This window comes from Nocardioides sp. NPDC058538 (assembly GCF_042719275.1).
GTDB lineage: Bacteria > Actinomycetota > Actinomycetes > Propionibacteriales > Nocardioidaceae > Nocardioides.
Genome location: NZ_JBHXNY010000005.1, coordinates 152,842 through 178,302 on the forward strand (window position 1 = coordinate 152,842; position 25,461 = coordinate 178,302).

23 protein-coding genes are annotated in these 25,461 nt (G+C 69.4%); 17 read left to right on the forward strand and 6 right to left on the reverse strand.

The window, feature by feature from the left end:
* Positions 1-49: 49 nt before the first annotated feature.
* From ACFWQC_RS06750 to ACFWQC_RS06785, 8 genes are all read left to right on the forward strand, one after another.
* Positions 50-919, forward strand: coding sequence for a hypothetical protein (locus ACFWQC_RS06750; protein ID WP_378674863.1), 870 nt, complete (start codon positions 50-52; stop codon positions 917-919).
* A gap of 21 nt (positions 920-940) precedes the next feature.
* Positions 941-1,261 carry an MGMT family protein gene (locus ACFWQC_RS06755; protein ID WP_350659408.1) on the forward strand — a complete coding sequence of 107 codons (321 nt, stop codon included), beginning with the start codon at positions 941-943 and terminating at the stop codon, positions 1,259-1,261.
* Positions 1,261-1,926 (forward strand): lysophospholipid acyltransferase family protein, encoded by a 666-nt coding sequence (locus ACFWQC_RS06760; protein WP_378675075.1) that lies wholly within the window; start codon positions 1,261-1,263, stop codon positions 1,924-1,926. The genes ACFWQC_RS06755 and ACFWQC_RS06760 overlap by 1 nt, the downstream gene beginning before the upstream one ends.
* A gap of 84 nt (positions 1,927-2,010) precedes the next feature.
* Positions 2,011-2,709, forward strand: a complete 699-nt coding sequence (locus ACFWQC_RS06765) for a hypothetical protein (protein ID WP_378674866.1) — start codon at positions 2,011-2,013, stop codon at positions 2,707-2,709.
* Positions 2,690-3,139 (forward strand): cupin domain-containing protein, encoded by a 450-nt coding sequence (locus ACFWQC_RS06770; RefSeq protein WP_378674868.1) that lies wholly within the window; start codon positions 2,690-2,692, stop codon positions 3,137-3,139. Before ACFWQC_RS06765 ends, ACFWQC_RS06770 begins: the two co-directional genes overlap by 20 nt.
* A gap of 3 nt (positions 3,140-3,142) precedes the next feature.
* Positions 3,143-3,433: a DUF1905 domain-containing protein gene (locus tag ACFWQC_RS06775; protein WP_378674870.1), complete on the forward strand. Its 291-nt coding sequence runs from the start codon at positions 3,143-3,145 to the stop codon at positions 3,431-3,433.
* A gap of 45 nt (positions 3,434-3,478) precedes the next feature.
* The gene (locus tag ACFWQC_RS06780) at positions 3,479-6,808 is read left to right on the forward strand and encodes an ATP-dependent helicase (protein WP_378674873.1); all 3,330 of its coding nucleotides are present in this window, start codon (positions 3,479-3,481) and stop codon (positions 6,806-6,808) included.
* A gap of 20 nt (positions 6,809-6,828) precedes the next feature.
* Positions 6,829-10,041: a UvrD-helicase domain-containing protein gene (locus ACFWQC_RS06785; RefSeq protein ID WP_378674876.1), complete on the forward strand. Its 3,213-nt coding sequence runs from the start codon at positions 6,829-6,831 to the stop codon at positions 10,039-10,041.
* A gap of 723 nt (positions 10,042-10,764) precedes the next feature.
* Here the strand turns inward: ACFWQC_RS06785 and ACFWQC_RS06790 are convergent.
* Entirely contained in the window at positions 10,765-12,594 is a 1,830-nt protein-coding gene (locus ACFWQC_RS06790; RefSeq protein ID WP_378674879.1) for a hypothetical protein, read from the reverse strand.
* A 37-nt stretch (positions 12,595-12,631) separates the two neighbouring features.
* On the opposite strand from ACFWQC_RS06790, the gene nudC reads away from it, so the two are divergent.
* Positions 12,632-13,558, forward strand: coding sequence for an NAD(+) diphosphatase (gene nudC, locus ACFWQC_RS06795; protein WP_378674882.1), 927 nt, complete (start codon positions 12,632-12,634; stop codon positions 13,556-13,558).
* Between the two features lie 6 nt (positions 13,559-13,564).
* On the opposite strand, the gene ACFWQC_RS06800 is transcribed toward nudC, so the two are convergent.
* Positions 13,565-13,810, reverse strand: coding sequence for a mycoredoxin (locus ACFWQC_RS06800; protein ID WP_045551315.1), 246 nt, complete (start codon positions 13,808-13,810; stop codon positions 13,565-13,567).
* Positions 13,811-13,917: 107 nt separating this feature from the next.
* Between ACFWQC_RS06800 and ACFWQC_RS06805 the strand changes: the two genes are divergently transcribed.
* The 4 genes from ACFWQC_RS06805 to ACFWQC_RS06820 all read left to right on the forward strand — a co-directional run bounded on the left by ACFWQC_RS06805 (position 13,918) and on the right by ACFWQC_RS06820 (position 17,071).
* Positions 13,918-15,972 carry an ATP-dependent DNA helicase UvrD2 gene (locus ACFWQC_RS06805; protein ID WP_378674885.1) on the forward strand — a complete coding sequence of 685 codons (2,055 nt, stop codon included), beginning with the start codon at positions 13,918-13,920 and terminating at the stop codon, positions 15,970-15,972.
* 139 nt (positions 15,973-16,111) lie between these two features.
* On the forward strand, positions 16,112-16,339 hold the full coding sequence (locus tag ACFWQC_RS06810; RefSeq protein WP_378674888.1) for a hypothetical protein: 228 nt from the start codon (positions 16,112-16,114) through the stop codon (positions 16,337-16,339).
* A 104-nt stretch (positions 16,340-16,443) separates the two neighbouring features.
* Positions 16,444-16,743 (forward strand): WhiB family transcriptional regulator, encoded by a 300-nt coding sequence (locus ACFWQC_RS06815; protein WP_355021597.1) that lies wholly within the window; start codon positions 16,444-16,446, stop codon positions 16,741-16,743.
* A gap of 163 nt (positions 16,744-16,906) precedes the next feature.
* Positions 16,907-17,071 (forward strand): hypothetical protein, encoded by a 165-nt coding sequence (locus ACFWQC_RS06820; RefSeq protein ID WP_229788002.1) that lies wholly within the window; start codon positions 16,907-16,909, stop codon positions 17,069-17,071.
* A 160-nt stretch (positions 17,072-17,231) separates the two neighbouring features.
* On the opposite strand, the gene ACFWQC_RS06825 is transcribed toward ACFWQC_RS06820, so the two are convergent.
* A complete protein-coding gene (locus ACFWQC_RS06825; RefSeq protein WP_378674893.1) occupies positions 17,232-18,791 on the reverse strand; it encodes a GMC oxidoreductase in 1,560 nt (519 codons plus the stop codon).
* 227 nt (positions 18,792-19,018) lie between these two features.
* Here ACFWQC_RS06825 and ACFWQC_RS06830 point away from each other — a divergent pair, with 227 nt between their 5' ends.
* The 3 genes from ACFWQC_RS06830 to ACFWQC_RS06840 all read left to right on the forward strand — a co-directional run bounded on the left by ACFWQC_RS06830 (position 19,019) and on the right by ACFWQC_RS06840 (position 20,842).
* On the forward strand, positions 19,019-20,119 hold the full coding sequence (locus tag ACFWQC_RS06830) for a dihydrodipicolinate reductase (protein ID WP_378674896.1): 1,101 nt from the start codon (positions 19,019-19,021) through the stop codon (positions 20,117-20,119).
* Entirely contained in the window at positions 20,116-20,598 is a 483-nt protein-coding gene (locus ACFWQC_RS06835) for a carboxymuconolactone decarboxylase family protein (RefSeq protein WP_378674899.1), read from the forward strand. Before ACFWQC_RS06830 ends, ACFWQC_RS06835 begins: the two co-directional genes overlap by 4 nt.
* 79 nt (positions 20,599-20,677) lie before the next feature.
* Positions 20,678-20,842 carry a hypothetical protein gene (locus tag ACFWQC_RS06840; protein ID WP_179659503.1) on the forward strand — a complete coding sequence of 55 codons (165 nt, stop codon included), beginning with the start codon at positions 20,678-20,680 and terminating at the stop codon, positions 20,840-20,842.
* Positions 20,843-20,844: 2 nt separating this feature from the next.
* On the opposite strand, the gene argS is transcribed toward ACFWQC_RS06840, so the two are convergent.
* From argS to ACFWQC_RS06855, 3 genes are all read right to left on the reverse strand, one after another.
* A complete protein-coding gene (gene argS / locus ACFWQC_RS06845; RefSeq protein ID WP_378675078.1) occupies positions 20,845-22,590 on the reverse strand; it encodes an arginine--tRNA ligase in 1,746 nt (581 codons plus the stop codon).
* A gap of 158 nt (positions 22,591-22,748) precedes the next feature.
* The gene (locus tag ACFWQC_RS06850) at positions 22,749-23,516 is read right to left on the reverse strand and encodes a hypothetical protein (protein WP_378674902.1); all 768 of its coding nucleotides are present in this window, start codon (positions 23,514-23,516) and stop codon (positions 22,749-22,751) included.
* Positions 23,517-23,722: 206 nt separating this feature from the next.
* Positions 23,723-23,881: a DUF5679 domain-containing protein gene (locus tag ACFWQC_RS06855; RefSeq protein WP_091051197.1), complete on the reverse strand. Its 159-nt coding sequence runs from the start codon at positions 23,879-23,881 to the stop codon at positions 23,723-23,725.
* Positions 23,882-24,435: 554 nt separating this feature from the next.
* Here ACFWQC_RS06855 and ACFWQC_RS06860 point away from each other — a divergent pair.
* A complete protein-coding gene (locus ACFWQC_RS06860; RefSeq protein WP_378674905.1) occupies positions 24,436-25,461 on the forward strand; it encodes a PHP domain-containing protein in 1,026 nt (341 codons plus the stop codon).

Below are 25,461 nucleotides of genomic sequence, written 5' to 3' on the forward strand. Positions count from 1 at the left end.
CGAGCCTCGTTACTTGTGAGTCACATCACCTACAGACCGAGGCCCCCACATGCTCCGCACTCGCCGTTCCGTACGCCGCGCCGCAGCCGTCGCCGCCGGCACCCTGACCGCCGCGCTCGTCCCGGCCCTGATCCCGTCCGCGGCCCACGCCTGGGCCCCGGCCGACACGGCCACCATCACCCCGGGCGTGCAGATGTACACCGGTGGTGCCCAGTGCACCGCCAACTTCGTCTTCGCCGACTCCGCCGCGAACGTCTACGTCGGCTACGCCGCCCACTGCGCGGGTCTCGGTGAGGCCACGGACACCAACGGGTGTGCCGCCAAGTCGCTTCCGCTGGGCACCGAGGTCACCTTCAACGAGGGCGGCTCCCTGCTGAGCGAGGGCACCGTGCTGGGCAAGGGCAAGCTGGCGTACTCGTCCTGGCTGACCATGCAGAAGTCGGGCACGAAGGACGAGAACACCTGCGCCTACAACGACTTCGCCCTGGTCAAGGTGAACGCCGCCGACGCCGGCAAGGTCAACCCGAGCGTGCCGATCTGGGGCGGTCCGACGGGCATCGACACCGACGGCACCGTCGCCGGCGACAAGGTCTACTCCTACGGCAACTCCTCGGTGCGCGCCGACCTGGACCTGCTCTCGCCGAAGATCGGCCTCTCCCTCGGTGACAGCGTCAACGGCACCCGCTGGTCGCACCCGCTCTACAACCTCACCCCCGGCATCCCCGGTGACTCCGGCTCCGGCTTCTTGAACGCCGACGGTAAGGCGGTCGGGACGCTGTCGACCCTGGGTCTGCTTCCGCTCGCCGGGTCCAACAACATCGGTGACATGGACCTCGAGCTGAAGTACGCCCAGGCGAACTCGGGCATCTCCGGTCTGCGTCTGGTCCAGGGCACGGAGCCGTTCAGCCCCATCCTGTAGCACCGCGCTAATGTGCCCGGCATGACGGACCGGGAGGCGTACGTAGAAGCCGTTCTGCGTCTTGTCGAGCAGATCCCACGCGGGCAGGTGACGACGTACGGCGCGATCGCCGATGCCCTCTTCGACGAGTTCGGAGGCGGGCCTCGGCAGGTCGGCTCGGTGATGGCGCGCGAGGGCGCGGGAATGCCGTGGTGGCGGGTGGTGCGGGCCGATGGCTCGCTCCCCGCCTCCCACGGCGAGGAGGCGCGGCAGGCGTATCTCGAGGAGGGCACCCCGCGCCGCGTCTCGGGGGCGGTGGACCTGCGCGCGGCGCTGTGGCTGCCGCCTACGATGAGCACGTGATGTATCGCGTCCTCCACGCCGTCGTGCCACCCCTTCTACGGGCCGTCTGGCGTCCCACGGTGACGGGGGCGGAGAACGTCCCGCGCACCGGTGGCGTGCTCCTGGCCAGCAATCACCTCAGCTTCGCCGACTCGATCGTGATCCCGTCGGTCTCGCCCCGGCCGGTGCACTTCCTGGCCAAGTCCGACTACTTCACCGGCACCGGCCTCAAGGGTGCTGCCCAGCGGGCGTGGTTCGAGGGCCTGGGCATGCTGCCCGTGGACCGCGACGACCCGCAGGCCGCGCTCGGCTCGCTGGAGGTGGCTCTGGAGGTCCTCAACAAGGGTGAGGCGTTCGGGATCTACCCGGAGGGCACCCGGTCGCGCGACGGCCGGCTCTACCGCGGACGCACGGGGGTGGCCCACCTGGCGCTGACCGCCGGCGTGCCCGTGGTGCCGGTGGGTCTGCGGGGGACCGCGGAGCTCCAGCCGGTCGGGTCGAGCCTGCCGCGGCTGGCGAAGGTCACCGTCGAGTTCGGGCAGCCGATCCAGGTGGCCGGGCGCTTCGACGGCGTACCTCTCGGCAAGGCCCGCCGGGCGCTCACCGACGAGGTCATGCAGGCGATCGCGGCGCTGAGCGGCCAGGATGTGGCCGGGGTCTACAACGAGCGACCCGCCGACGTCTGATTGCCTGTTGCGTCCGGCCGCGAAGGGGCGCACTCTGGAGGGTGACCCAGCAAAATTGATGGGCTAGCAGCCGAGGTGAGGCAGATGGCCACCACGACCGTGTTGCAGGACGAGCTGCGACGCAAGCACGACGAGCTCGCTGGGCGCCTGGCCCACGCTCGGAGCATCATCGCCAGGCCGGAGCAGACCCGCCGGGGCTGCCCGCCGATCGACCAGTTCAACGCCGGTACGTCCCGCCACCTGCACGCGGTGGACGAGGCACTGCTCCCGGCGGTCTCCGCTCACTGCGAGGGCGGAGCCGGTCTGGTCCATGACTACCTTCCCATGGCGCGGCACCTGGAGGTGCTGCTCTTCCACGTGAAGGCGCACGAGTACGGCTCCACCTGGGAGACCACCCATCGGTGGCCGACGCTGTGGGGCGAGGTCGAGGAGGCGCTCATCGACCAGGAGGAGAGGGAGGGCGAGCTGGTCTCGCGCCTCGCCGAGGAAGCCTCCGACGACGAGCTTCTCCTGATCGCGGAGCGGATGGCCGCGGCCGAGCGGAGGGCACCTTCGCGTCCACATCCCCATCTCCCGCACACGGGTCTTCCCGGAAAGGTCGTACGCCGCGTGGCCCGTCCCGTCGACGCCGTCTGGGACGCGGTCGAGAACCGCTCCGTCGGTGGTCCCAAGCCGTTGCCGCACAAGAAGCCGGGGCTGATCTGGCAGTACCTGCTCGGCGACCCGCGCTTCCCCGACGACCCGGCCAACGAGACCCGGCACAATGAGCCGGGTGACCGCTGACTCCATCACCTCCGCTCTTGACCTCGCGCCGCACCCCGAAGGCGGGGCGTTCCGGCAGACCTGGGCTGCCGCCGAGACCGTCACCCTGCCCGACGGGCGGGTGCGTCCGACCGCGACCTTGATCTACTTCCGGCTCCTGGCCGGGGAGTCGTCCGCGTGGCACCGCGTCACCTCGGACGAGATCTGGCTGGCGCACACCGGCGTCGTGTCGCTCCAGCTCGGCGGCGCCGGTTCGGCGCCGGTCGAGGGTGAGACCGTGCGCGTCGGGGTCGACATCGCCGCCGGCCAGGTGCCGCAGGCCGTCGTGCCGGCGGGGGTGTGGCAGCGTACGGTCCCCTCGGCCGAGGACGCGCTCGTCTCCTGCGTGGTCTCACCAGGGTTCGACTTCGACGACTTCGAGCTGGCCCCAGAATCAGGCACTGCGGAGTAGGAGATGGAGTACGCGTTCGAAGGAGCCGTCATCGAGTGGCGCGGACCGGCGCCGTTCTACTACGTGCCGATGCCCGTCCAAGACGCCGAGGACCTCAAGGAGGACGCCCGGGGTCTGGAGTACTGGGGCCAGGTCGCCGTCACCGCCACCATCGGCGCGACCACCTTCACCACCGCGCTGTTTCCCAAGGACGGCACCTATCTGCTGCCGTTGAAGGTGGTCGTCCGGAAGGCGGAGGGGATCGACCTCGACGATGTCGTCGCGGTGCGGATGCGCCTGGGGCATGCGGTCTGAGGGGACCTCTGAAAACTGTCGGTGTCGTCTGGTTGGGTGGGACTCGTGAGTGTCGCGTACCGCCTTGCCCCGCCGCCGAGCGCTGCTGCCGTGCCGGTTCTCGACGAGCATCAGCGGTCGGTCGTGGAGCATCCCGACGGGCCGCTGCTCGTGCTGGCCGGACCAGGAACCGGCAAGACGACCACACTGGTGGAGGCAGTGGTCGACCGGATCGAGAACCGTGGCGTACGTCCTGACCAGCTGCTGGCGCTGACCTTCTCGCGCAAGGCTGCCGAGCAGCTGCGCGACCGGGTGACGGCGCGGCTGGGACGCACGCTGTCCGGGGCGGTCTCCTCGACCTTCCACTCCTTCGCCTACGGGCTGGTGCGGCGCTACGCGCCCGCCGAGCTCTACGCCGCCCCGCTGACCCTGCTCTCCGCGCCGGAGGCCGATGTGGTGCTGCAGGAGCTGCTGGCCGACCACCCGGAGTCGGTGAGGTGGCCGGAGCGGTTCCGGATGGCGATCGGCACCCGCGGGTTCGCGCGTGAGGTGCAGACCGTGATCGCGCGGGCGCGCGAGCGCGGGCTCGACCCCGACCAGCTGGTGGCGCTCGGCAGGGAGGAGCGCATCGAGGAGTTCGTTGCCGCCGGGTGGTTCCTGGAGCAGTATCTCGACGTGCTCGGTGCGCAGTCGGCGATCGACTACCCCGACCTGATCATGCGCGGGGTGATCGAGGCCGAGCGGCATGCGGCCGAGCTCCGGGCCGAGTTCGCCTGCGTGTTCGTGGATGAGTACCAGGACACCGACCCGAGCCAGGTCGCGCTGCTGCAGGCGCTGGCCGGGAACGGGCGCGACCTGATCGTGGTGGGTGACCCCGACCAGTCGATCTACGGGTTCCGGGGCGCGGACGTCAACGGGATCCTCGACTTCCCTTCGCAGTTCCTGACCAGGGAGCGCCGGTACGCGCCGGTGGTGGCGCTCGGGACGACCCGCCGGTTCGGGTCGCGGCTGCTGCGGGCGTCGCGGTCGATCGCGGCGGGCATCTCGGTGCGCGGCTCGATCCCGGCCGCGGCCTACGACACCTTCCGCAACCCGCATCCGCTGGCTCAGGACCCCGGCCGGGCCGAGGTGCTCACCTTCGACACCGACCGCGCCGAGACCGAGCACATCGCCGACCTGCTCCGCCGCGCGCATCTCGAGGACGGCATCGACTGGTCCGACATGGCCGTCCTGGTGCGCTCGGGCCGCACCTCGATCCCGCAGCTGCGCCGGTCGCTGACCGCCGCCGGCGTGCCGGTCGAGGTCGCCGCCGACGAGACCCCGCTGGTTCGCGAGCCCGCCGCCGCGGTGCTCCTCGACGCGCTCGGAGTCGTCGTCGACGCCGACGTCGAGTCGGATCTCGACGAGCGCTACGTACGCCCCGACCGCTGCGAGGACCTGCTCACCGGTCCTCTCGGCGGCCTCGACGCCACCGACGTCCGCGCGCTCACTCGCACCCTGCGGGCGAGGTTCCCCGACGTCGCCGCGCACGATCTCGTACGTCGCGCCGTGCTCGATCCGTCGCTGCTGGTCTCCGCCGTCGGTCGAGTCGCGAGCGTCAGCGAGCGTGTCGAGACCAACACAGTCGATGCGCGCGCCGAAGCGGACCGTGTTGGTCTCGACACGCCTCCGCCTAGCGGCTCCGGCGGCTCGACCAGCGGGGGCGAGGAGCGGGTGCTGGGGCGGGTACGCCGGCTCGCGGCCCTTCTCGCCGAGGCCCGGGCTGCGCTCAAGGGGGGCGCCGGGGCGGAGCAGGTGCTGTGGACGCTGTGGGACGGCGCCGAGTGGGGGCAGCGGCTGCGGGCGCAGGTGGAGTCGGGTGGCGCGGCGGCGCGGCTGGCCCACCGTGACCTGGATGCCGTCGTGGCGCTCTTCGACACCGCCGCCAAGATCGAGGGCCGTCAGGAGTTCACCTCGGTGGAGACCTTCCTGGCCACGCTTCGTGCCCAGGAGATTCCGGCGGACACTCTGGCAGACAAGGGCGTACGCGGCTCGGCGGTGCGGCTGCTCACCGCCCACCGCTCCAAGGGGCTGGAGTGGGGTATGGTGGTCGTCGCCCACGTTCAGGAGGGCGCCTGGCCCGACCTGCGCCGGCGCGACTCGCTCCTCGGCCCCGACCGGATCGCCCCGGCGCTGCCGGACGGCCGTCACGGCGGGCTGTTGCCGCCACTGACCCGTTCGGCGATGCTCGCCGAGGAGCGCCGGCTCTTCTACGTCGCCGCCACCCGCGCCCGGTCCCGGCTGGTCGTGACCGCGGTGAAGTCGCCCGACGACGACGGTGACCAGCCGTCGCGGTTCATCAACGAGCTCGGCCTGCGCGAGGACCAGATCCGTCACCGGGTCGGCCGGCCGACGCGGCCGTTGTCGCTGGCCGGTCTGATCGCCGAGCTGCGCCGCACCGCCGCCGATCCGGCCCAGCCCGACGCGCTGCGCGAGGCGGCCGCGAGAAGGCTGCAGAAGCTGGCCGCCACCGAGGTGCGCGGCAAGCGGATCGCGGTCGCTGCCGACCCGTCGACCTGGTGGGGGCTGCGGGCCCCGACGTACGCCTCGGCCGCGGTGCGTCCCGAGGGCCGTCCGATCACGCTGAGCGCGTCGGCGCTGGAGGCGATCCTGACCTGCCCCGCGCAGTGGTTCCTGGCCCGCGAGGCGGGCGGGGCCGTCACCGACTCCTCGAGCCAGGGGTTCGGCAAGGTCGTGCACGCGATCGCCGAACAGCTCGCCCGCGGCGACCTCGACGCCGCCACCGTCGAGGACCTGATGCCGTTCGTGGACGAGGTCTGGGGCCGCCTCGAGTTCCGTACGCCGTGGTCCGCTGCCCGCGAGCGCGAGGCGGTCCAGGACGTACTGGCCAGGTTCCTGACCTGGCACCGGCGCCCCGGCGCACGGACCGTGATCGGCTTCGAGGAACAGCTGACCGCGAAGGTCTCGCTGCCCAGTGGTGAGACAGTGCGGCTGAACGGCTATGCCGACCGCCTGGAGCTCGATGAGAGCGGCCGGATCGTCGTCGTCGACCTGAAGACCGGGAAGTATCCGCCCACCGCGCAGGAGGTCAAGGAGCACGGTCAGCTCGGCCTCTACCAGCTGGCCGTCGAGCACGGCGCCGCGTCCGAGCTCGCGCCCGGGGCAACGTCCGGGGGAGCGGAGCTGATCCAGCTGCGCCATCCCGCGGGTTCGGGGAGCGAGCTGCCGAAGGTGCAGGTGCAGGCCCCCGAGCCGCCCGAGATCATCACCCAGCTGGAGAAGGCGGTGGCGACGGTCCGGGCCGAGGAGTTCGTGGCCCGGCCCGGCAAGCAGTGCGACCGGTGCCAGTTCGTCGCGCTCTGCCCGGCGCAGACCTCGGGATCGGTGCTGTCATGAACCCTGGAACGAGCACAGCGATGAAGGTCGAGACCCCCGAAGAGCTCGCCAAGCTGATGGGCCACGACTGGCTCTACAGCGAGGAGCAGTTCCGCGCGATCACGGCTCCGCTGGAGCCGGCCGTGGTGATCGCCGGTGCCGGATCCGGCAAGACCGCGGTGATGGCCGCTCGAGTCGTCTGGCTGGTCGCCACCGGCCGCGTACTCCCCGGGGAGGTGCTCGGTCTGACCTTCACCACGAAGGCGACCGCCGAGCTGGCCACCAGGATCCGGGAGTCGCTCCAGAAGGCGGGGCTGTGGCCCGAGCGGCGCGAGGGTCCGCCGCGGCCCGGTGATGAGGAAGACGAGCCCACCGAGCCGACCGTTTCGACCTACCACTCCTACGCCTCCGGCCTGCTCTCCGAGCACGGGCTGCGGATCGGTCACGAGCCCGACACCCGGCTGATCGCCGACGCGACCCGTTATCAGCTCGCCGCTCGGGCCGTAGCCCGGCACACCCACCCGGTGGAGAAGCTGACCGACTACCCGAAGCTGGCCGTCCAGCAGCTGCTCGCGCTCGACTCCGAGCTCTCCGAGCACCTCGTCGACCCCGCCACGCTGCGGGCCTACGACCGCAACGAGCGGTCGCTGTTCGCGCTGGAGGTGGCCGACCTCAACGCCCAGCTGGCCGACGGGAAACGGGTCAAGACCAAGCTGACCAAGGTCGAGAAGGCGATCGACGCGATCGACAAGCGCTACGAGCTGCTCGACCTGGTCGACGGCTACCGGCGGCTCAAGGACCGGCTCGGGCTGATGGACTTCTCCGACCAGATCGCGCTGGCCGCTCGGCTGGCGGTGGAGACGCCCGAGGTCGGTGAGATCGAGCGCGGGAAGTTCAAGGTCGTGCTGCTCGACGAATACCAGGACACCTCGGTGGCCCAGGCCCAGATGCTCGCCCGCCTCTTCGGCGACGGACACCCCGTCACCGCCGTCGGCGACCCCAACCAGGCGATCTACGGCTGGCGCGGCGCCTCGGTGAGCAACATCCTCGAGTTCGGCCGTGACTTCCCGACGAAGGACGGAAGCCGCCCCGCCTACTCCCTGACCGTCAACCGCCGCTCCGACGCGCGCATCCTCGACACCGCCAACCATCTGGCCGCCCAGCTCTACGAGGGCCGCGAGAAGGAGCGCCTGGTCGCCGCCGAGGGCGCACGGGACGGTGAGGTGCGGGTGCATGTCCACGAGACGTACGACGATGAGCTGCTCTGGCTCGCCGACAAGGTGATCGAGGCCCATGAGGCGGTCGGGGAGTGGAAGGAGATCGGCGTGCTGACCAGGGACAACTCGCAGGCGGCAGCGGTCTTCGACGCGCTCACCGCTCGCGAGATCCCGGTCGAGATCGTCGGCCTGAAGGGGCTGCTACGGCTGCCCGAGGTGGCCGAGGTCGTGGCCACGATGGAGCTGCTCCACGATGTCACCGCCAACGCCGCGCTGCTCACGCTGCTCGCCGGCCCACGGTGGGCTATCGGGCCGCGCGACCTGGCCATCCTCGGACGCAGGTCACGTGACCTCGCCGGCGTCGTCGGCGGCGCTGAGGAGTTCGCCGACATCGAGCGGCAGCTGGAGGCGGCGGTCGAGGGCACCGACCCCACCGAGATCCCCTCTCTCAACGACGCGCTGGAGGATCCCGGCGACACCTCCGACTACGACTACTCCCCACAGGCCAGGGAGCGGTTCAAGCTCCTCGCCGACGAGCTCCGTGGGCTGCGCCGGGCGGTCAACGAGCCGCTCCTCGACCTGGTCCGGCGGATCATCGACGTCACCGGCATCGATGTCGAGCTGGCTGCCTCGGTCTCCCCGGCCGCCTCGGCCAGGCGAGACAACCTCGACCTCTTCGTCCAGGCGGTCGCCGACTTCGAGGGTCTCGACGGTCAGGTCACCCTCGCCGCGCTGCTGGCCTACCTCGAGGCGGAGGACGAATACGGCCAGGGCCTCGACGTCGCCACGCCCTCGGAGGCCGACTCGGTCAAGCTGCTGACCGTCCACCGCGCCAAGGGCCTGGAGTGGGACGTCGTCTTCCTGGTCGGGGTGACCCACAAGAAGTTCCCGACCGGCCAGACACGCTCGTCGTGGCTGACCGTACCGTCGGTCATGCCCGCTGCCCTCCGCGGCGACCGCGCCGACCTGCCCCAGCTCCACGGCCACGACGCCGACTCGATCGACGAGCTCCTCGCCGAGCGCAAGGAGCACGAGCGCGTCGAGGAGCTCCGGCTGGCGTACGTCGCCTGGACCCGGGCCCGCCACATCCAGTTCGTCTCGTGCTGGCGCTGGTCACCCTCGCTCAAGGAGGGGCGTGGGCCGTCGGTCTACGTGGAGAAGACCCGCGAGGCGCTGCTCCAGTGGGGCGCCAAGCCCGACCGCTGGGCCGACGTGGTTGTGAAGGGAGAGGAGGAGAGCCCGTACGCCGCGCAGGAGGTCGACCTGCCCTGGCCGATCAACCACCACACCCCCGAGGTGGAGCGCCGTCTGGAGGCGGCCAGGCTGGTCCGCGAGGTGGGCCCGGGGCCGGATGACCTCGAAGACCTCACCCTGCTCGAGACGGTGAACCAGTGGGACGAGGAGATCGAGCGGCTGCTCACCGAGGCGGAGCGCGAGCGCGCTCCGGAGGTGGTCGTACCGCTGCCCTCGTCGCTGTCGGCTACCGCCATGTCGAAGCTGCGCGACGACCCGCTCGGCTTCGCCGCCGACCTGGTCCGCCCGATGCCCCGCAAGCCGTCCTCCCAGGCCCGCTTCGGCACCCGGTTCCACGCCTGGGTCGAGGCCCGCTTCGGCCAGCAGGACCTCTTCGACCCCGACGACCTGCCCGGTCGCGCCGACCACGGCATCGAGGACGAGTCCGGTCTCGAGGAGGTCATCGCCGCCTTCGAACAGGGCCCGTTCGCCGACCGCCCCCCGTACCGGGTCGAGGCGGCCTTCGCGATCGTCCTGGCAGGTCAGGTGGTGCGTGGGCGGATCGATGCGGTCTACCAGGAGCCCGACGGGAGCTTCCTGATCATCGACTGGAAGACCAACCAGACCCAGAACGCCGACCCGCTCCAGCTGGCTCTCTATCGGCTTGGGTGGGCTGAGTTGATGGGGGTGCCGTTGTCTCGGGTTCGGGCGGCGTTCTACTACGTACGCTCTGGGAAGCTCGTCGAGCCTGCTGCGCTTCCTGAGCGGGAGGGGTTGGAGCGGATCTTGGGCGGGGATCGGTAGCGCCTTCTTTTCGGCGCACGTTTGGGTACCGCCATTTGTGGCTGGGGTTTGCCGCCGACCCTTTCGGGGAGGGTGTTCTCGCCGTCGTCCGGAGTAAAGGACGGCCTTCGGCCGCCGGCTTACGCCGGTCGCCTGCGGCGATCCTTGACACCGGTCGTAGCCGAGAATTTTGGCTGGTTATCGGGTCGGCGGCAGGGGTTTGGTGCGGGGGTTTGGGTTGGGCGGGGGCTTGGGATCTTGGGTGGTCGGGCCGAGCGGTGGAAGGAATTTTCTTTCCGTCCGTGATCAGCTCGGCAGGCGCGTCGGGGAGGCGAACGAATTTTCGTTCGGCGCGGTGCGGCCTCTGGGAGGGGGCTTGGGGGAAGGAATTTTCTTTCCGCTCAGAGCCCGTTCTCCGCGGGAGGGTTGGTGGGGTGGAAGGAATTTTTCTTCCACGCGGGGACCCCTTGTCTGTCTGGCGTGGATCGGTTACCTGCCGTGGGTGAGTGTGCCGTGGCCACACCCGGGCCGCCGCCCCGATAGCCAGCCAAATCTTTCTCGACGTGGTCCGGTGTCAAGGATCGCCGCAGGCGACCGGCGTAGCCGGCGGCCGCAGGCGTCCTTTACTCCGGTCCAGGTCGAGAAGACCGTGAAGAACGGGTCGGCGGCCCAGCCCAGCCAGAGAAATCGGTCCCATCCAAGCGCCAGACCGAGACCAACCGAACCGCGACGAACAGCCGAGAGCTACTTCACCGTCCGCGCAACCTCCGGCAACTCACCCGACTCCCGCAACGAGTCGAGCAGATCGCCGGGCATGATCCAGACGGTGGCAAGTGGGAACGGACGTTCGCGCAGCATCACCGCACCGGTGACGAACGCCGGCTCGCCGGAGGGGCAGGAGAAGACGATGTCGTCGCCCCACTCCCACTCGCGCTCGACGATGGTGGGCAGCATCCACCACATCAGCCAGTTGCGCTCGGAGTTCATCGCCGAGGGGCGGCGGGGGCAGTTGTCGTCGTAGGCGACGACCGCATCGGGGTGCTCGGCGAGGATCGAGCGCAGGTCGTCGACGACGGGGGTGGCGTGGTTGAAGTGGTCGTGGAACTTGTCGGAGGCCACGTCGGCGACGGCAGATCCGGCGGTGCCCACGACCAGGACGAGCGCGGTGACGACGACCGAGCGCACCCGGTGAGCCCCCTGTGAGCTCAGCCGCGGGCTGAACCGGGAGATGACGGCGAGGAGCGTCCAGACCGCCAGCGGCACCAGAGAGCACAGGGTCGCGATCAGCCAGAAGCGGTTGTCGTTGGTGAACGACGGGATCGGCCCAGGCTGTGGGAACTCTCCGTCCGGAAGCGCCCACCACCACGGGATCGCGCCGGGGATGTGCGCCGGGGTGGTGTAGGCCCAGGTGGGTGCGTCCGGGGCGACGACGAGGATGGTCACCAGCGAGATTCCGGCGACGATCACCCAGGTCCAGACGAGGACCGCCCGGGAACGTACGGCCTGGATCGCCGCACAGACCCCGGCCAGCACCAGGACCGCGAAGACCGGGTCTATGTAGCGGCCGTAGATCCAGTAGTCGAAGCGCCGCCACTCCATGGTGAACAGCGAATACTCGTTGCCCCAGTTCAGGCAGCTGAGGACGTACATCGACCCGGCCGCGATCAGCACGAACCCGGCCGGCCCCACCTGTCGCGAGCGGAGCTCCTTCCAGAACAGAGTGGTCACCACGACCAGGCCGACGACCACGACGCCGAAGCTGCCGATCATCTGGGTCCAGGCCTCGCCGGCGAAGGTGTCGGCCCAGTACCGGGGGTTGGCCTGGGTGACCTTCTCGAAGAAGCCCTGCGCCTGGATGAACTTCCACGGCACGAGTTGCGCGTGGAACCAGAGCGCGGCCTTGTTGGCGATCACGGCGAGCACGCCGGTGGCGACCAGTCCGACGAGTGCGATACGGGCGACCTGCCACTTGCGCACCAGCAAGCTGTGCACGATGAAGCAGATCAGCCACAGCGCTACCGCAGCGACGAAGACCTGCATCCGGGCATGGGAGAAGAGCGCGAGCCCGGTGAGCAGGCTGAGCAGGAGTACGCCGCGGTAGGTGGGCTTCGAGTACAGCCGGAACGCCGCCAGGGTCGCCAGGACGACGAGCAGCGTGACCAGCCGCTCGGAGAGGATGTAGTCGGCCTGGATCGCGCGCGCCGGCAGGGCCATCACGATGGCGCCGGCGACCACACCTTGCGCCGGCGTGACCCCGCTGAGCCGCACCGCGACCCGGGCCAGCGGCCAGATCGTGAGCATGCTGATCACCAGACCGACGACGATCGCCAGCTGGTAGAACGTGAAGACGTTGGAGGTGACCAGCCACAACGGCGCCAGCAGCACGCCCCACCCGGGGTAGTAACCGGGGGTGTTCAGCTGCGGCGAGTCGAGCCCGAGGACGGTCCGTCCATGGATGACGGTGCCGATCTCGTCGTACATGAACGAGAGGTTGGAACCCCAGGCGATGTAGACGTTGATCGCCAGAGCGACCACGACGGAGACGACAGCGGCGATACGCCAGAACCGATCCACGCGGCGGAACATATACCCACCTCATAGGCTCTGACGGGTGGACTCCCCGAAGCTGCCCATCCATCTGCGAATCATTCAGGCTGTACATGACCGTTCTGGCCACGACCGCTCCGGCCACCTGCGCGCCGACGACGGCTGGGTCGACAAGGCTTGGTCGGACGAGACCACGAGGGTCCTCGTGGTCGCCGGCAACAGGGTCGAGCCGTCAGGCACGACCGGCGTGAGGTGGCGTACGCCGGCGGATTCGCCGGAGGGGATCCGGCTGCTCCTCGGCGACGCCGCCGAAGGCGCCCGGTTCGCGGTGCTCACCGGTCGCGAGGAGGCCGGCGAGACGTGGCGTGATCTGCGCGGGCTCTTCCCCGCGCTGCTCGCCGACACGACCGAGGCGAGCTTCCTGATGCATGCGATCGGACTGGCCGAGTGGCATCGGGCGACCCGGTTCTGCTCCCGGTGCGGCGGCGCCCTCGAACCGCGCTCAGCCGGCCACGAGCTGGCCTGCGCGGAGGGACACGTGAGCTTCCCGCGCACCGACCCGGCGGTGATCATGCTGGTGACGTCGGGGGAGCCCGGGAGCGACGAGGAGCGTTGCCTGCTCGGCAACCACACCCGCTGGCCCGCGCCCAACTTCTCCACCCTCGCCGGCTTCGTCGAACCGGGGGAGTCGCTCGAGGACGCGGTCCGTCGCGAGGTCGCCGAGGAGGTCGGCGTACGTGTCGGGCAGGTCGACTACTTCGGCAACCAGCCCTGGCCGCTGCCGGCCAGCCTGATGCTCGGCTTCTTCGCGCGCGCGACGTCGACCGAGATCACGGTCGATGAGGACGAGATCCGCGAGGCGCGCTGGTTCACCCGCGCGGATCTCGCCGCGGTCGCGAAGAGCGGTGAGATCAAGCTGCCCAGCGGCATCTCGATCAGCCGCTCGCTGGTCGAGGAGTGGTACGGCGGCGAGCTGCCCGGCTCGTGGTGACCGGCGTCAGACCAGCTCGGCGAGCTTCGCCTTGACCTGAGCGATCGACGGGTTGGTCATCGCGGTGCCGTCGGAGTAGACGAGGGTCGGGACGGTCTGGTTGCCGCCGTTGACCTGCTCGACGATCTGCGCGGCCTCCGGGACCTGCTCGATGTCGACCTCGTCGAAGGTGATGTCTTCACGGCCGAGCTGACCCTTGAGTCGCTGGCAGTATCCACACCAGGGTGTGGTGTACATCGTGAAGCTGCTCATCGGGGGCTCTCCTCATCAGAACTGTCGGTGCGAGCCAATAGTCTTGGCCTGCAAGGCATAACGTTCCCACCCCGAGGAGCCATTCCCAATTGAACCCTGCCCCGCCCATGACCCCCGAGTCCCTCCTCGCCGCCCTCGACCCTGAACAACGCCGGGTGGCGGAGGCGCTGCGGGGTCCGGTCCGGGTTCTGGCGGGTGCGGGGACCGGCAAGACCCGGGCGATCACCCACCGGATCGCCTACGGCGTCGCCACCGGCGTCTACGCGCCCCCGGAGGTCCTCGCGGTCACCTTCACCACCCGGGCGGCGGGGGAGATGCGGCAGCGGCTGAGGGCGATGGGCGCCGGCGCGGTCCAGGCGCGCACCTTCCACTCCGCGGCCCTGCGCCAGCTGCGGTTCTTCTGGCCGAAGGTCTACGGCACCGAGCTGCCCAACCTGACCGAGTCGAAGATCCCGCTCATCCGCGCGGCCGCACAGCGCCAGCGGATCAACGTCGACCAGGCCCAGGCGCGAGACCTGGCCTCGGAGATCGAGTGGTCGAAGGTCTCCAACGTCCACCCCGACGACTACCCGAAGTCGGCCGAGGCCCGGGGCCGGGAGGTCGGCGGGCTGACGCCGGCGATGGTCGGGCACATCTATGCCGCCTACGAGGACGTCAAGCGCACCCAGGCGCGAATGGACATGGAGGACGTGCTGCTCCTGACCGCCGGCCTCCTGGAGCATGACGAGCGCGTCGCGGCGCAGGTCAGGCGACAGTACAAATGGTTCACCGTCGACGAGTTCCAGGACGTCTCGCCGCTCCAGTCGGCGCTGCTCGACCTGTGGCTGGGCGGGCGCAGCGAGCTCTGCGTCGTCGGCGACCCGGCGCAGACGATCTACACCTTCGCCGGCGCCGACGCCGCCTACCTGCGTGACTTCCCGAAGAAGCACCCCGGCGCCACCTCGGTCGAGCTGGTCCGCAACTACCGCTCCTCGCCGCAGGTCGTGAAGGCCGCCAACAAGATCCTGGAAGGTACGCCGAGCGCCGGTGTCCAGCTGCAGGCCCAGCGCGACTCCGGGCCGGCCGTCGAGCACGTCGAGCAGCCGGATGAGGTCGCCGAGGCCGAGGGTGTCGCCGCCGAGATCCTGCGTCTGCACCAGTCCGGCAAGCCCTACAACGAGATGGCGATCCTGTTCCGGATCAACGCCCAGTCGGAGGCCTACGAGGACGCGCTCACCGCGCGCCGGATCCCCTACGTCCTACGCGGGGCCGCCAGGTTCTTCGACCGGCCCGAGGTCCGCGAGGCGGTGACCCGGATCCGCGGCGCGGCGCGAGGCGGCCAGGGTGCCGTGATCGGCGACGAGCTGCTGGAGTCGGTCCACGGGATCCTCGCCGGGATGGGCTGGACCTCCGAGCCGCCCGAGGGTCGGGGGCAGACCCGCGACCGCTGGGAGTCGTGGCAGGCGCTGATCGACCAGGCGCGCACCTTCTCCGCGGCCGGCGGCGACCTGGCCGGGCTCGTCGCGGAGCTCGACCGCCGCGCGGCCGAGCAGCACGCACCGGTCCCGTCGGGAGTGACCCTGGCGACCTTCCACGCCGCCAAGGGCCTGGAGTGGGACTCGGTGTTCCTGGTCGGCCTCCAGGACGGCACGATGCCGTTCATCCTCCGTGGCGAGGAGCCGACCCCGGCCGAGATCGAGGAGGAGCGGCGGCTGCTCTACGTCGGCCTCACCCGGGCGCGGGTGGACCTGACCCTGTCCTGGGCGCTGGCACGCCAGCCGGGCCAGGCCGCGCGGCGCAGGCCGTCGCGGTTCCTCGACCCGCTGCGACCGACTCGGTCCTCCACAGCGCCTTCCCGGCGCCCCGGCTCCGGGAAGGCGCGGATGTGCAAGGCCTGCGGCGGGCCGCTCGGCTCGGCGGCGGAGAAGCGGATGGGCCGCCATGAGGGCTGCGACGCGCCTTACGACGAGGAGCTCTACGGCCGGCTGAAGCAGTGGCGCAAGGAGACAGCCGAGGCGATCCGCAAGCCGGCGTTCGTGGTCTTCACCGACGCGACCCTGGAGCAGATCGCCGAGCAGAAGCCGGGCACCCTCCAGGATCTGCAGCGCATCGCCGGCATCGGCCGCAGCAAGGTGGAGACGTACGGCGTGGAAGTCCTTCAGGTGATCTCCGCGGAGGCCTAAAAGTCCTTCACGGAAATTCGTCGAAATCAACGGGTTTAATCGTTTGCCGCCGACCTGTCCGGCCGGTTACTGTTCTTTCATCAAGTAAAGCCGCGCGCCGTTGAGGCGCGCCCGACAGCCCCGAAGGAGGTGGCCCCAGATGAAGATCACAGTTAACACCAATGGGATCCAGACGCCGATCAATGGCATCGCCATGTCCGCGTGCGGCCACCCGGAGCTGTCCAGCCCGACCTGGGCCACCCCGGCTGCTGGTGCCTTTACGGGCGCCGGTTACGGCATGCGCATCGAGGGACTCGTGTCCCCGCAGGCGGATGCCATCAAGGTCAAGTCCCACGGGATTCGAGCCTGGAGCTGTCCGACTACGTAGAACCACGTAGTCACAGCAGCCTCCAGGCCGCGGAACCCGAAACCCGGGATCCGCGGCCTTTCTGTTTCTCAAAACCCGCGATCAGTCACAAAGGAGGTGTACATATGACCAGCATTCTCGAGCCCGAGGTCACTCTCGGCGTTCTCCACGACCGCGCCAACCGCTACGACGAGGACCAGCTGCCCTGCCGGGTCAACAACCCGGAGCTGTGGTTTGCCGAGTCTCCCGCCGACGTCGAGTTCGCCAAGACGCTCTGCGCGACCTGCCCCGTGCAGCCGCTCTGCCTCGCCAGCGCCCTCGACCGGCGTGAGCCCTGGGGCGTCTGGGGCGGCCAGCTGCTCCTGCAGGGGAAGGTGATCCCCCGCAAGCGGCCCCGTGGCCGGCCCCGCAAGGACGCCGCCTGAGCAACCGAACACCATCGACACCAGCAGCCGTTCAACGACGAAAGGCAACAGCCATGAACACGATCGTGATGACCATGGGCGCCGGAGCCCGCTGACCAGCAGGTCGGCTTTCGCAGAAGGACAACAAACAGACATGAACACCAACCGAGTACGGAGCACTCAGATGAACTTGCTTTACGAAGACCTGGCGCGCGCGCAAATGTCCGCGCGCCTGGGAGAGGCGCGTGAACTGCGGCGGGGCCATGCCCTCGTCAAGGCCGCTCGCCTGGGCCGCAAGGCCGAGCGAGCCGCCGTCCAGGCGAAGCTGGCTCTTGCCCGCGCGCTCTAAGAGGTCTCGCGGGCAGGGCAGCCTGCTGCGCACCGCCTGCGCGACCTCTGGGTCCCCGATGGGACCCCAGACCTCACCCCTCTGATCGCGGGTGTGGAAGATGACCGGCCGGTCCGAGAAACCCTCGGACCGGCCGGTCCCATGTTTTGCCGTGACCCGATCAGAGGTCGGTGGCGATGATCCTCTCGATGTTCCGCTCCGCGAGGGCGGTGATCGTGACGAACGGGTTGACGCTCGTGTTGCCAGGAATGAGCGAGCCGTCGATGACGTAGAGGCCGTCGTAACCGTGCAGCCGACCGTAGTCGTCGGTCGCCTTGTTCAGGACGGCGCCGCCCAACGGGTGGTAGGTCAGGTGGTCACCCCAGATCTTGTTCGTGCCGAAGAGATCGGTTCGGTAGATCGTTCCTTCCGTCTTGTTGATCTTGTCGAAGATGGTCTTCGCCATCGTGATCGAGTCCTGCTTCCACGCGGTCTGCCACGACAGGTCGACCTTGCCCGTGGCCGAGTTGTAGCTGAACGCCGCCCGGCGCTGGGTCTTGGTGATCGCGAGATAGAAGGACGCGAACGTCTCGAGACCGGCAGGCAGTGGCGCGACCTCGGCGAAGGCGCCGCCGGCGTCCCAGTTGTCGATGCCGGAGCACGGGATCGTCGACTGCACGTCACCGGTCGGGTCCCACATGTGATTCGCCCGACCGACCATCACGTTGCCGTTGTCGCCCCATCCCTGGCCGACATCGCCGTTCAGTGCGGGCAGCGAGCCGGTCGCCTTCATCTTCACCAACAGCTTGCTCGTGCCGACGCTGCCGGCCGCGAAGAACACCTTGCCCGCGTTGACCGTCTTCGTCGCCACGACGTCGCCGGCGGTGTTGATCTGTTCCAGCACGACGTCGTACCCACCGGCTGCCGCGGGCCGGACCGAGGTGGCCCGGTGCAGAGAGGAGATGGTGACCTTCCCGGTGGCGGCCGCCTGAGCGAGGTACGTCTTGGGCAGCGTCCTCTTGCCGTGGTTGTTTCCGTAGATGACCTCCTGGGCCAGCGCCGACTTCGGGACGCTGCCGTTGTCCTCGGCCATCATGTAGTTCCAGTCGTACACGTCCGGGACGAACGTCCACGCGAAGCCTGAGCGCTGAGCGTGCTTCCGGCCGACACGTGAGTACTGGTAGTAGGAGGTCCGTTCGAACCAGTCGGGGTCGACGGATCCGACGCCGAGGGCGGCATTGGCCCGCGGGTAGTAGGTGGAATACATCTCCGCGGCATCCACCGAGGGGAGGACGGCTCCGAAGTTCTCCCGCTTCGGGGTGACGGCCATGCCTCCGTTGACGAGCGAGCCGCCACCGACGCCGCGTCCCTGGTAGACGGAGATGCCGGCGAAGTCCTCGGCGTCCAGGATGCCGGCATGCTTGGTGATGTTCTTGTCGATGGGGAACCCGAGGAAGTTGCTGAGCGGCTGCTTGGTTCGGGTGCGCATCCAGAAGGCGCGGTGATCCGGGCTGGTGATCTTCGGATGGATCTTGCCGTCGCTCCCTGGTGCGACTGTGGCCCAGTCCTGCCCCATCTCGACCATGTGGACGTTGATGCCGGCCTGGGCCAGCCGCAGGGCCGCGACCGAGCCGCCGTAGCCGGTGCCGATGACCAGAACCGGGACCTGTGCGCCGTTGCCGATCGACGACGCCGCAGCTGATGCCCATGTCGGGCTGGCTCCGAATGCTCCTCCCAGCATTCCGACACCAGCCAGTGAGCCCGCGCCGAGCACGAACCCTCGGCGTGACAGGCCCCGCGACCTGTCCTCTCGTGGTGTGTTGCTCAAGATGACCTCCCTTTTCATCACTGATCTTCATCACTGATTGCTAGAACATGTTCTAGTATGCCGGTGGGGGTGTCACAGATTCGCAACATTCACGCAATCCGGCAACGCAATCCAACAGGGCAACCGGCAAGGGAGATCGCATGGTCAGCGCATGCGTTTGGGGCACGGGAAACATCGGTCGACTCGCCATCCGCGCGGTCGACGCACATCCACGACTCGAGCTGACGAGCGTTCTCGTCCACGACCCCGAGAAGGTCGGCCGGGACGCGGGCGACCTCGCAGGGCTCGGCCGTGACCTCGGCGTCGCCGCCACCGACGACATCGAGTCGGTGCTCGCGACACGTCCGCAGGCGGTGGTGTACGCCGCATCGGGCGACATCCGGCCCGACGATGCACTCGCCGACATCGTGCGAGCGCTCGGGACCGGGGCCGTGGTGGTCACGCCCGCCCTCTACGCGCTCTACGACCAGCGCAACGCTCCGCCGGAGATGCGTGAGCCGGTGCTGGCCGCGATCGCCGGGGGCGGCGGGTCGCTCTTCGTCTCCGGTGTCGACCCCGGGTGGGGCAACGACGTACTGCCGCTGCTGGTCAGCGGCCTGGGCAGCACCGTGGACGTCGTCCGCTGCCAGGAGATCTTCGACTACTCCACCTACGACCAGCCCGACTCCGTACGCTATCTCGTCGGGATGGGCCAGCCGATGGACTACGACGCTCCGATGCTCGCGGAGACCGTCCCGACGATGGTGTGGGGCGGCCAGGTCAGGCTGCTGGCCCGTGGCCTCGAGGTCGAGCTCGACGAGATCCGGGAGACCGTCGAGCGGCTGCCGCTGGACGAGACGGTGACCACCGCGTCGATGGGCGACTTCGAGAAGGGCACCCAGGGTGCGGTGCGATTCGAGGTCCAGGGGATCGTCGCCGGGGAGCCGCTCATCGTCGTCGAGCACGTCACCCGCATCCATCCCTCATGCGCCCCGCACTGGCCGACGCCACCCGACGGCGACGGCGCCCACCGGGTGATCATCGAGGGTGATCCGCGCATCGAGGTGACGGTCGAGGCGACCGACAAGGCCGGCAACCGGGCGGCGGGCGGCAATGCCACCGCGGTCGGACGGCTCGTCGGCGCGATCGAGTGGCTCATCGACGCGGGCCCCGGCCTCTACGACGCGCTCGACGTACCCCTGCGTCCGGCGACCGGCAAGCTCGGCGCGGCCAAGGCCGCCCAGGAAGGTGTGACCGCATGATCGTCGACGTTCCCGATGGGCGGGATCCGATCGAGTACGTCTGGGGCGAGATGGTCCCCGGTATCGGTCCTGCCGCCGCCGGCCTCTCGCTCGCGGTCTACGAGCACACCACGCTCGGGCTCCGCGAGTTCGAGGCCGCCCGGTTGCGGATCGCGCAGATCAACGGCTGCGTCTTCTGCCTCGACTGGCGCACCGAGCGAGACGGCGAGATGGTCGAGGAGTCGTTCGCCGAGGCGGTCGAGCAGTGGCGTACGACCGACGCCTTCGACGACCGCACCCGGCTCGCCGCCGAGTTCGCCGAGCGCTACGCGATCGACCACCACGGCATCGACCAGGACTTCTGGGACCGGATGTCGGCCCACTACACCGATGCCGAGATCGTCGAGCTGAGCATGTGCCTCGGATCGTGGCTGGCTTTCGGCCGTCTCAACCACGTTCTGGGCCTCGACACCGCCTGTGTCCTGCCTTCCCGGAGGTAACACGGCGCTGACATTCAGGTGATGCAGAATTTCGGTGTTGCGCCCTCTGAAGCGCAGGATTTCGACCTATCGTTGAGCCATGAAGACCTGCGATTTCTGCGGATGCTACGAGGCCGACCCCAACCGCCTCCTCGCGTGGACCACCGCGGTTGAGCGTGGGCGTGCGAAGTCGTTCTGCGAGGCCTGCTCGCGACGTCACGTGCGCTCCATGGAAGCCAAGCTCGACTCCGACTGGTGGGCCTGAGCTCACATCCTCTGCGGCGCCTCGATGCCGAGGAGCCGGAGTCCCCCTGACAGCACTCGCCGGGTCGCCTCGCACAATGCGAGCCGGGTCTGCCTGACCTCACCCTCCGCCCTGAGCACCGGACAGTTCTCGTAGAACGCCGTCAGGGCGGTCGCCACGCCGTAGAGGTACGTGGTGAGGTGATGCGGCTCCAAGGTGTCGGCGACCTTGGCAACCACCGCGGCGAAGCCGGTCAGCTCCAGCGCCAGCCGCTGCTCGGCGGGGTGGGACAGGGTGCCGATGACGTACGACTGCTGCGGATCCTGCGCGAGGATGCTGCACGCCCGGGCGTGGGCGTACTGCAGGTAAGGGCCGGTCTCGCCGGTAATGGCCGACATCCGGGCGAGGTCGAAGACGTAGTCGCGGGCGAGGTTGTTGGAGAGGTCGGCGTACTTCACCGCGGCGTTGGCTACGGCGCGTACGACATCTCGACAAGCTCGATACATCGCCTCGGGGCCGGCGTAGCTGGCCGCGGCGGCCTCCTCGGCGGCGTCCAGCAGGGCGGTCAGCGAGACCGTCTCGCCCGAGCGGGTCTTGAACGGCCGGCCGTCGGGGCCGAGCACGGTGCCGAAGCCGATGTGCTGGACCTCCACCGAGTCGGGCAGCCAGCCGGCGGCGCGGGCGACGGCGAAGACCATCTCGAAGTGCTGGCTCTGCCGGTGGTCGACGATGTAGACGACCCGGTCCACGGCCAGGTCGTCGACGCGGTGCCGGATCGTGGCGAGGTCGGTGGCGGCGTACCCGAATCCACCGTCGGCCTTCCGCACGATCAGCGGCAGCGGGGCGCCGTCACGGCCGGTGAATCCGTCGGGATAGACGACCTGGGCACCGGCCGACTCGGTCAGCAGACCCGATTCCCGAAGGTCTTCGACGAGGCCCGGAAGCTGCGGGTTGTAGCGGCTCTCGCCGTCGAAGTCGTCATCGGTCAGGAGTACGCCGAGCCGGCTGTAGGTGGCCTCGAACTCGGCCATCGAGGCGTCGACGAGCGCCTGCCAGAGCGCGAGGGTGGTCGGCTCGCCGGACTGGAGCGCGACCACCCGCCCCCGGGCGGCGCCGGCGAAACCCTGATCGTCGTCGAAGCGCGCCTTGGCCCGCTGGTAGAGCGCGAGCAGCTCGGTCATGTCCAGGTCGGCGACGGTCGCCGGGTCGTTGAGACCCTCGCCGAGCAGCTCCTCGACCAGCATGCCGAACTGAGTGCCCCAGTCGCCGAGGTGGTTCTGCCGTACGACGTCGTGGCCGGCGTAGGCCAGCACCCTGGCCAGGGAGTCGCCGATGACCGTGGAGCGCAGGTGGCCGACGTGCATCGGCTTGGCGACGTTGGGGGAGGAGTAGTCGACGACGACCCGCTGCGGGCTCTCCGGGACGGGTACGCCGAGGTGTGGGTCGGTCAGCAGGTCACTGACGACCGCGCCGAGGACGGCGGGGGACCAGGTGAGGTTGAGGAACCCGGCGCCGGCCAGCTCGAGGGTGCCGAGGCGATGTATCGAGCTTGTCGAGATGCGATGTATCGAGCTTGTCGAGATGTCGCCCACGTCGACGGCGTCGATGAGGCGGGCGCCGATCTCGCGCGGCGGCAGGCCGAGCGGACCGGCCAGCCGCAGCGGCAGGTTGGACTGGAGGTGGCCGAACTCGGGCCGGGTGGCCGGCCGCAGCTCGGGATCGATACCGGCGTAGGCGTCGCCGAAGCAGGCGACGACCGCGTCCTGCAGGTATGCCGACAGGGCAAGGGTGTGCTCGTGCACGAGAGTGGTCCTAGGAGGTGAAGAGGGCAGGCTGACGCGAGGGCGGGGTCAGAGACCCATGCCTCGTCGTCGCAGCGCGCTCTTCGTGACCATGTCCGCAAGGGTGCCGGAGGCGTCGACGCAGGTCAAGCCGGTTCGCCCGCCGCCGTGCCGGCCGAGGCGATCAGGTCCCAGGCACATCCGCAGTAGGGATGCCGCAGCCAGGGCCGGACGGTGGGTGCGTCGTCACGGGTGAGGACCACCGACGCCGACCAGGAGGCCGGGGTGCGCCCGGCGAGGTAGGTGCGGGCGTCGCGTACTGCCCAGGAGAGTGCGAGGGACTGCAGCAGTGCGTCGCTCGGCACCTCGTTGCCGACGAGCTGGCTCACGACCACGGCCCTCCGCTCGTCCTCCTCGGCGAGCGTCGCGTCGACGCAGCGTAGACATGCGGTGACGCCGGGTACGACCAACGGGCCCACCGTCCAGGTGTCGGGTCCGCTCTCGACGACGAGGTGTGCCCGGCCCTCGCGCACCAGCTCGTCTGCTCGTTCGCGGTCGAGCGGTCCTTCGGAGAGGAGCACGACTATATCGCTCGGCTCCGCCGAGGCCGGTCCGATCAGCGCGCGAGCCGCCGAGAGCAGCGCGGGAGGACCGTGGAAGCCCATCCGTGGTGGCGGCTCGGCGCCGTCCGCGTCCATGAGCAGGCCGGCGTTGCTCAGCTGCTGCATCGCGTGCCGCCCGGGCAGGTGGTCGGGCTCGACCGCCCGGCCGGCGGCGAGGTCGGTCAGCAGGCGGCGTACCTCCATGCCGTCCTGCACGATCGCCCGCCGTGGCGGGTCGATGCCGATCTGGAGTCGGGTCTCATCACGTCGTACGGCCACATACCCCGGCCGAATCCGGTAGCGCGTGCTCATGCCGGGGAGTCTCACACCACGCTGGAATTCCTGCACCGACAATCCACAACGCCTGTGGATAACCTGCCGAGACGTCACCTGCGTCGGCCGAGTTGGCACTCGGGTGACGCTTCGGCCGACGGGGCTGACGCTTCGGCAAAACGTGGCAGCGGCGCCGCCGGACATGCCGGGGACGCCGCCGCGTGGGCTCAGGATGAGCTCAGTGATCAGGCCTTGCCCAAGATGCGGTTGAGGTTCGTGCTGCAGACGGGGCAGACGGCCTTGGCCATCTTGGTGCCCTTGTCGTTCACCCGGATCTCACCGGTCGCCTCGCGCTTCTCCTTGCACTTCACGCAGTAGAACTCGCCGCTCCAGGTCTCCGCCATGACGGCCTCCTTGCCTATATGTAACTGGTCGTCGCGACGGGGTTGTCAGGGAAGCCCGTCGGAAGCTCGTCATGACGAGCCAACTCGACCCTACGACACGCGGCGCTTCCTGCGGCAACAAGGGCTATCAAGCGAGTGTCGGCGTGTTGGCGTCATACCGGGGAATTCGGGGCTTTCGAGGACGCATCGAAGGTCCGTCGAAGGCGCTCGCCGAGGTCGCGGAGGCCACCCAAAACTGGAGGGACCCCCGGTGCCTGGATCGTCCTTCGCCTTCCCCTTGCGAAGGCCGTCCGGCGGCGCCGGGGGTCCCACTGACAACGAACTTAAAGAGGATGTGGGAGCGCGTCAACGTGCCACTCCGCGTTGCTTGTGGACAAGATGTGGACAACCCCGCTTTGCTTGGGGACAGCCGGTGGAAGACACGCGCTTTCCTGTGAGTAACCAAGTGACCGGAAGGAGAATATTCGGTTGAATCAGGACCTTGACCTGGGAAAAGCATTCTCCACCGGTTATGAAGGCAAAAATAGTTGGAGGAAGATTTGGTAGGCGAGCCGTTGTCCCCCGTCGCAGCCCTGCGTCGGATCGCATTCCTGCTCGAGCGCGGGCGCGAGGACACCTACAAGGTGAAGGCGTTCCGAGCCGCGGCGGCAGCGATCCTGCCCCTCTCCGAGGAGGACGTACGCCGCCGGGCGGCCGAGGGCACGCTGACCGAGCTGAGCGGGGTCGGGGCGAGCACGGCCAAGGTCATCACCGAGGCCGCGCGCGGCGAGGTTCCGCAGCGCCTGCAGGACACCGAGCGCGCCCACGGCGGTTCGCTGACCGCCGCTGGAGCGGGGGAGAAGCTGCGGAGCAGGCTCCGGGGCGACCTGCACAGCCACTCCGACTGGTCCGACGGCGGGTCGCCGATCGAGGAGATGGCCTTCACCGCGATCGAGCTGGGCCACGAGTACCTCGTGCTCACCGACCACAGTCCGCGGCTGACGATCGCCAACGGTCTCAGCGCGGCCCGCCTGGAGCGCCAGCTCGGTGTCGTCGACGCGGTCAACGACCACCTCGCCGGTCACGGGTTCACCCTACTGAAGGGGATCGAGGTCGACATCCTCGACGACGGCAGCCTCGACCAGACCGACGAGATGCTCGCCAAGCTCCAGCTGCGGGTCGCCAGCGTCCACTCCAAGCTCAAGATGGAGAAGGAACAGATGACGAAGCGGATGGTCGCGGCGGTCTCCACGACCCGGATGAACGTGCTCGGTCACTGCACCGGCCGGCTGGTCACCGGCAACCGCGGCACTCGGCCCGGCAGCCAGTTCGACGCCCGCAAGGTCTTCGAGGCGTGTGCCGAGCACGGGGTCGCGGTCGAGATCAACTCCCGGCCCGAGCGGAGAGACCCGCCGACCAAGCTCCTCGAGCTCGCTCGCGACGCCGGTTGCCTCTTCTCGATCGACTCCGACGCACACGCTCCGGGGCAGCTCGACTTCCTCGTCCTGGGGTGCGAACGAGCCGAAATGGCGGGTATCGAAGAGGAACGGATCATCAACACCTGGCCGCGGGATCGCCTGCTGGCCTGGGCGAACAGGTAG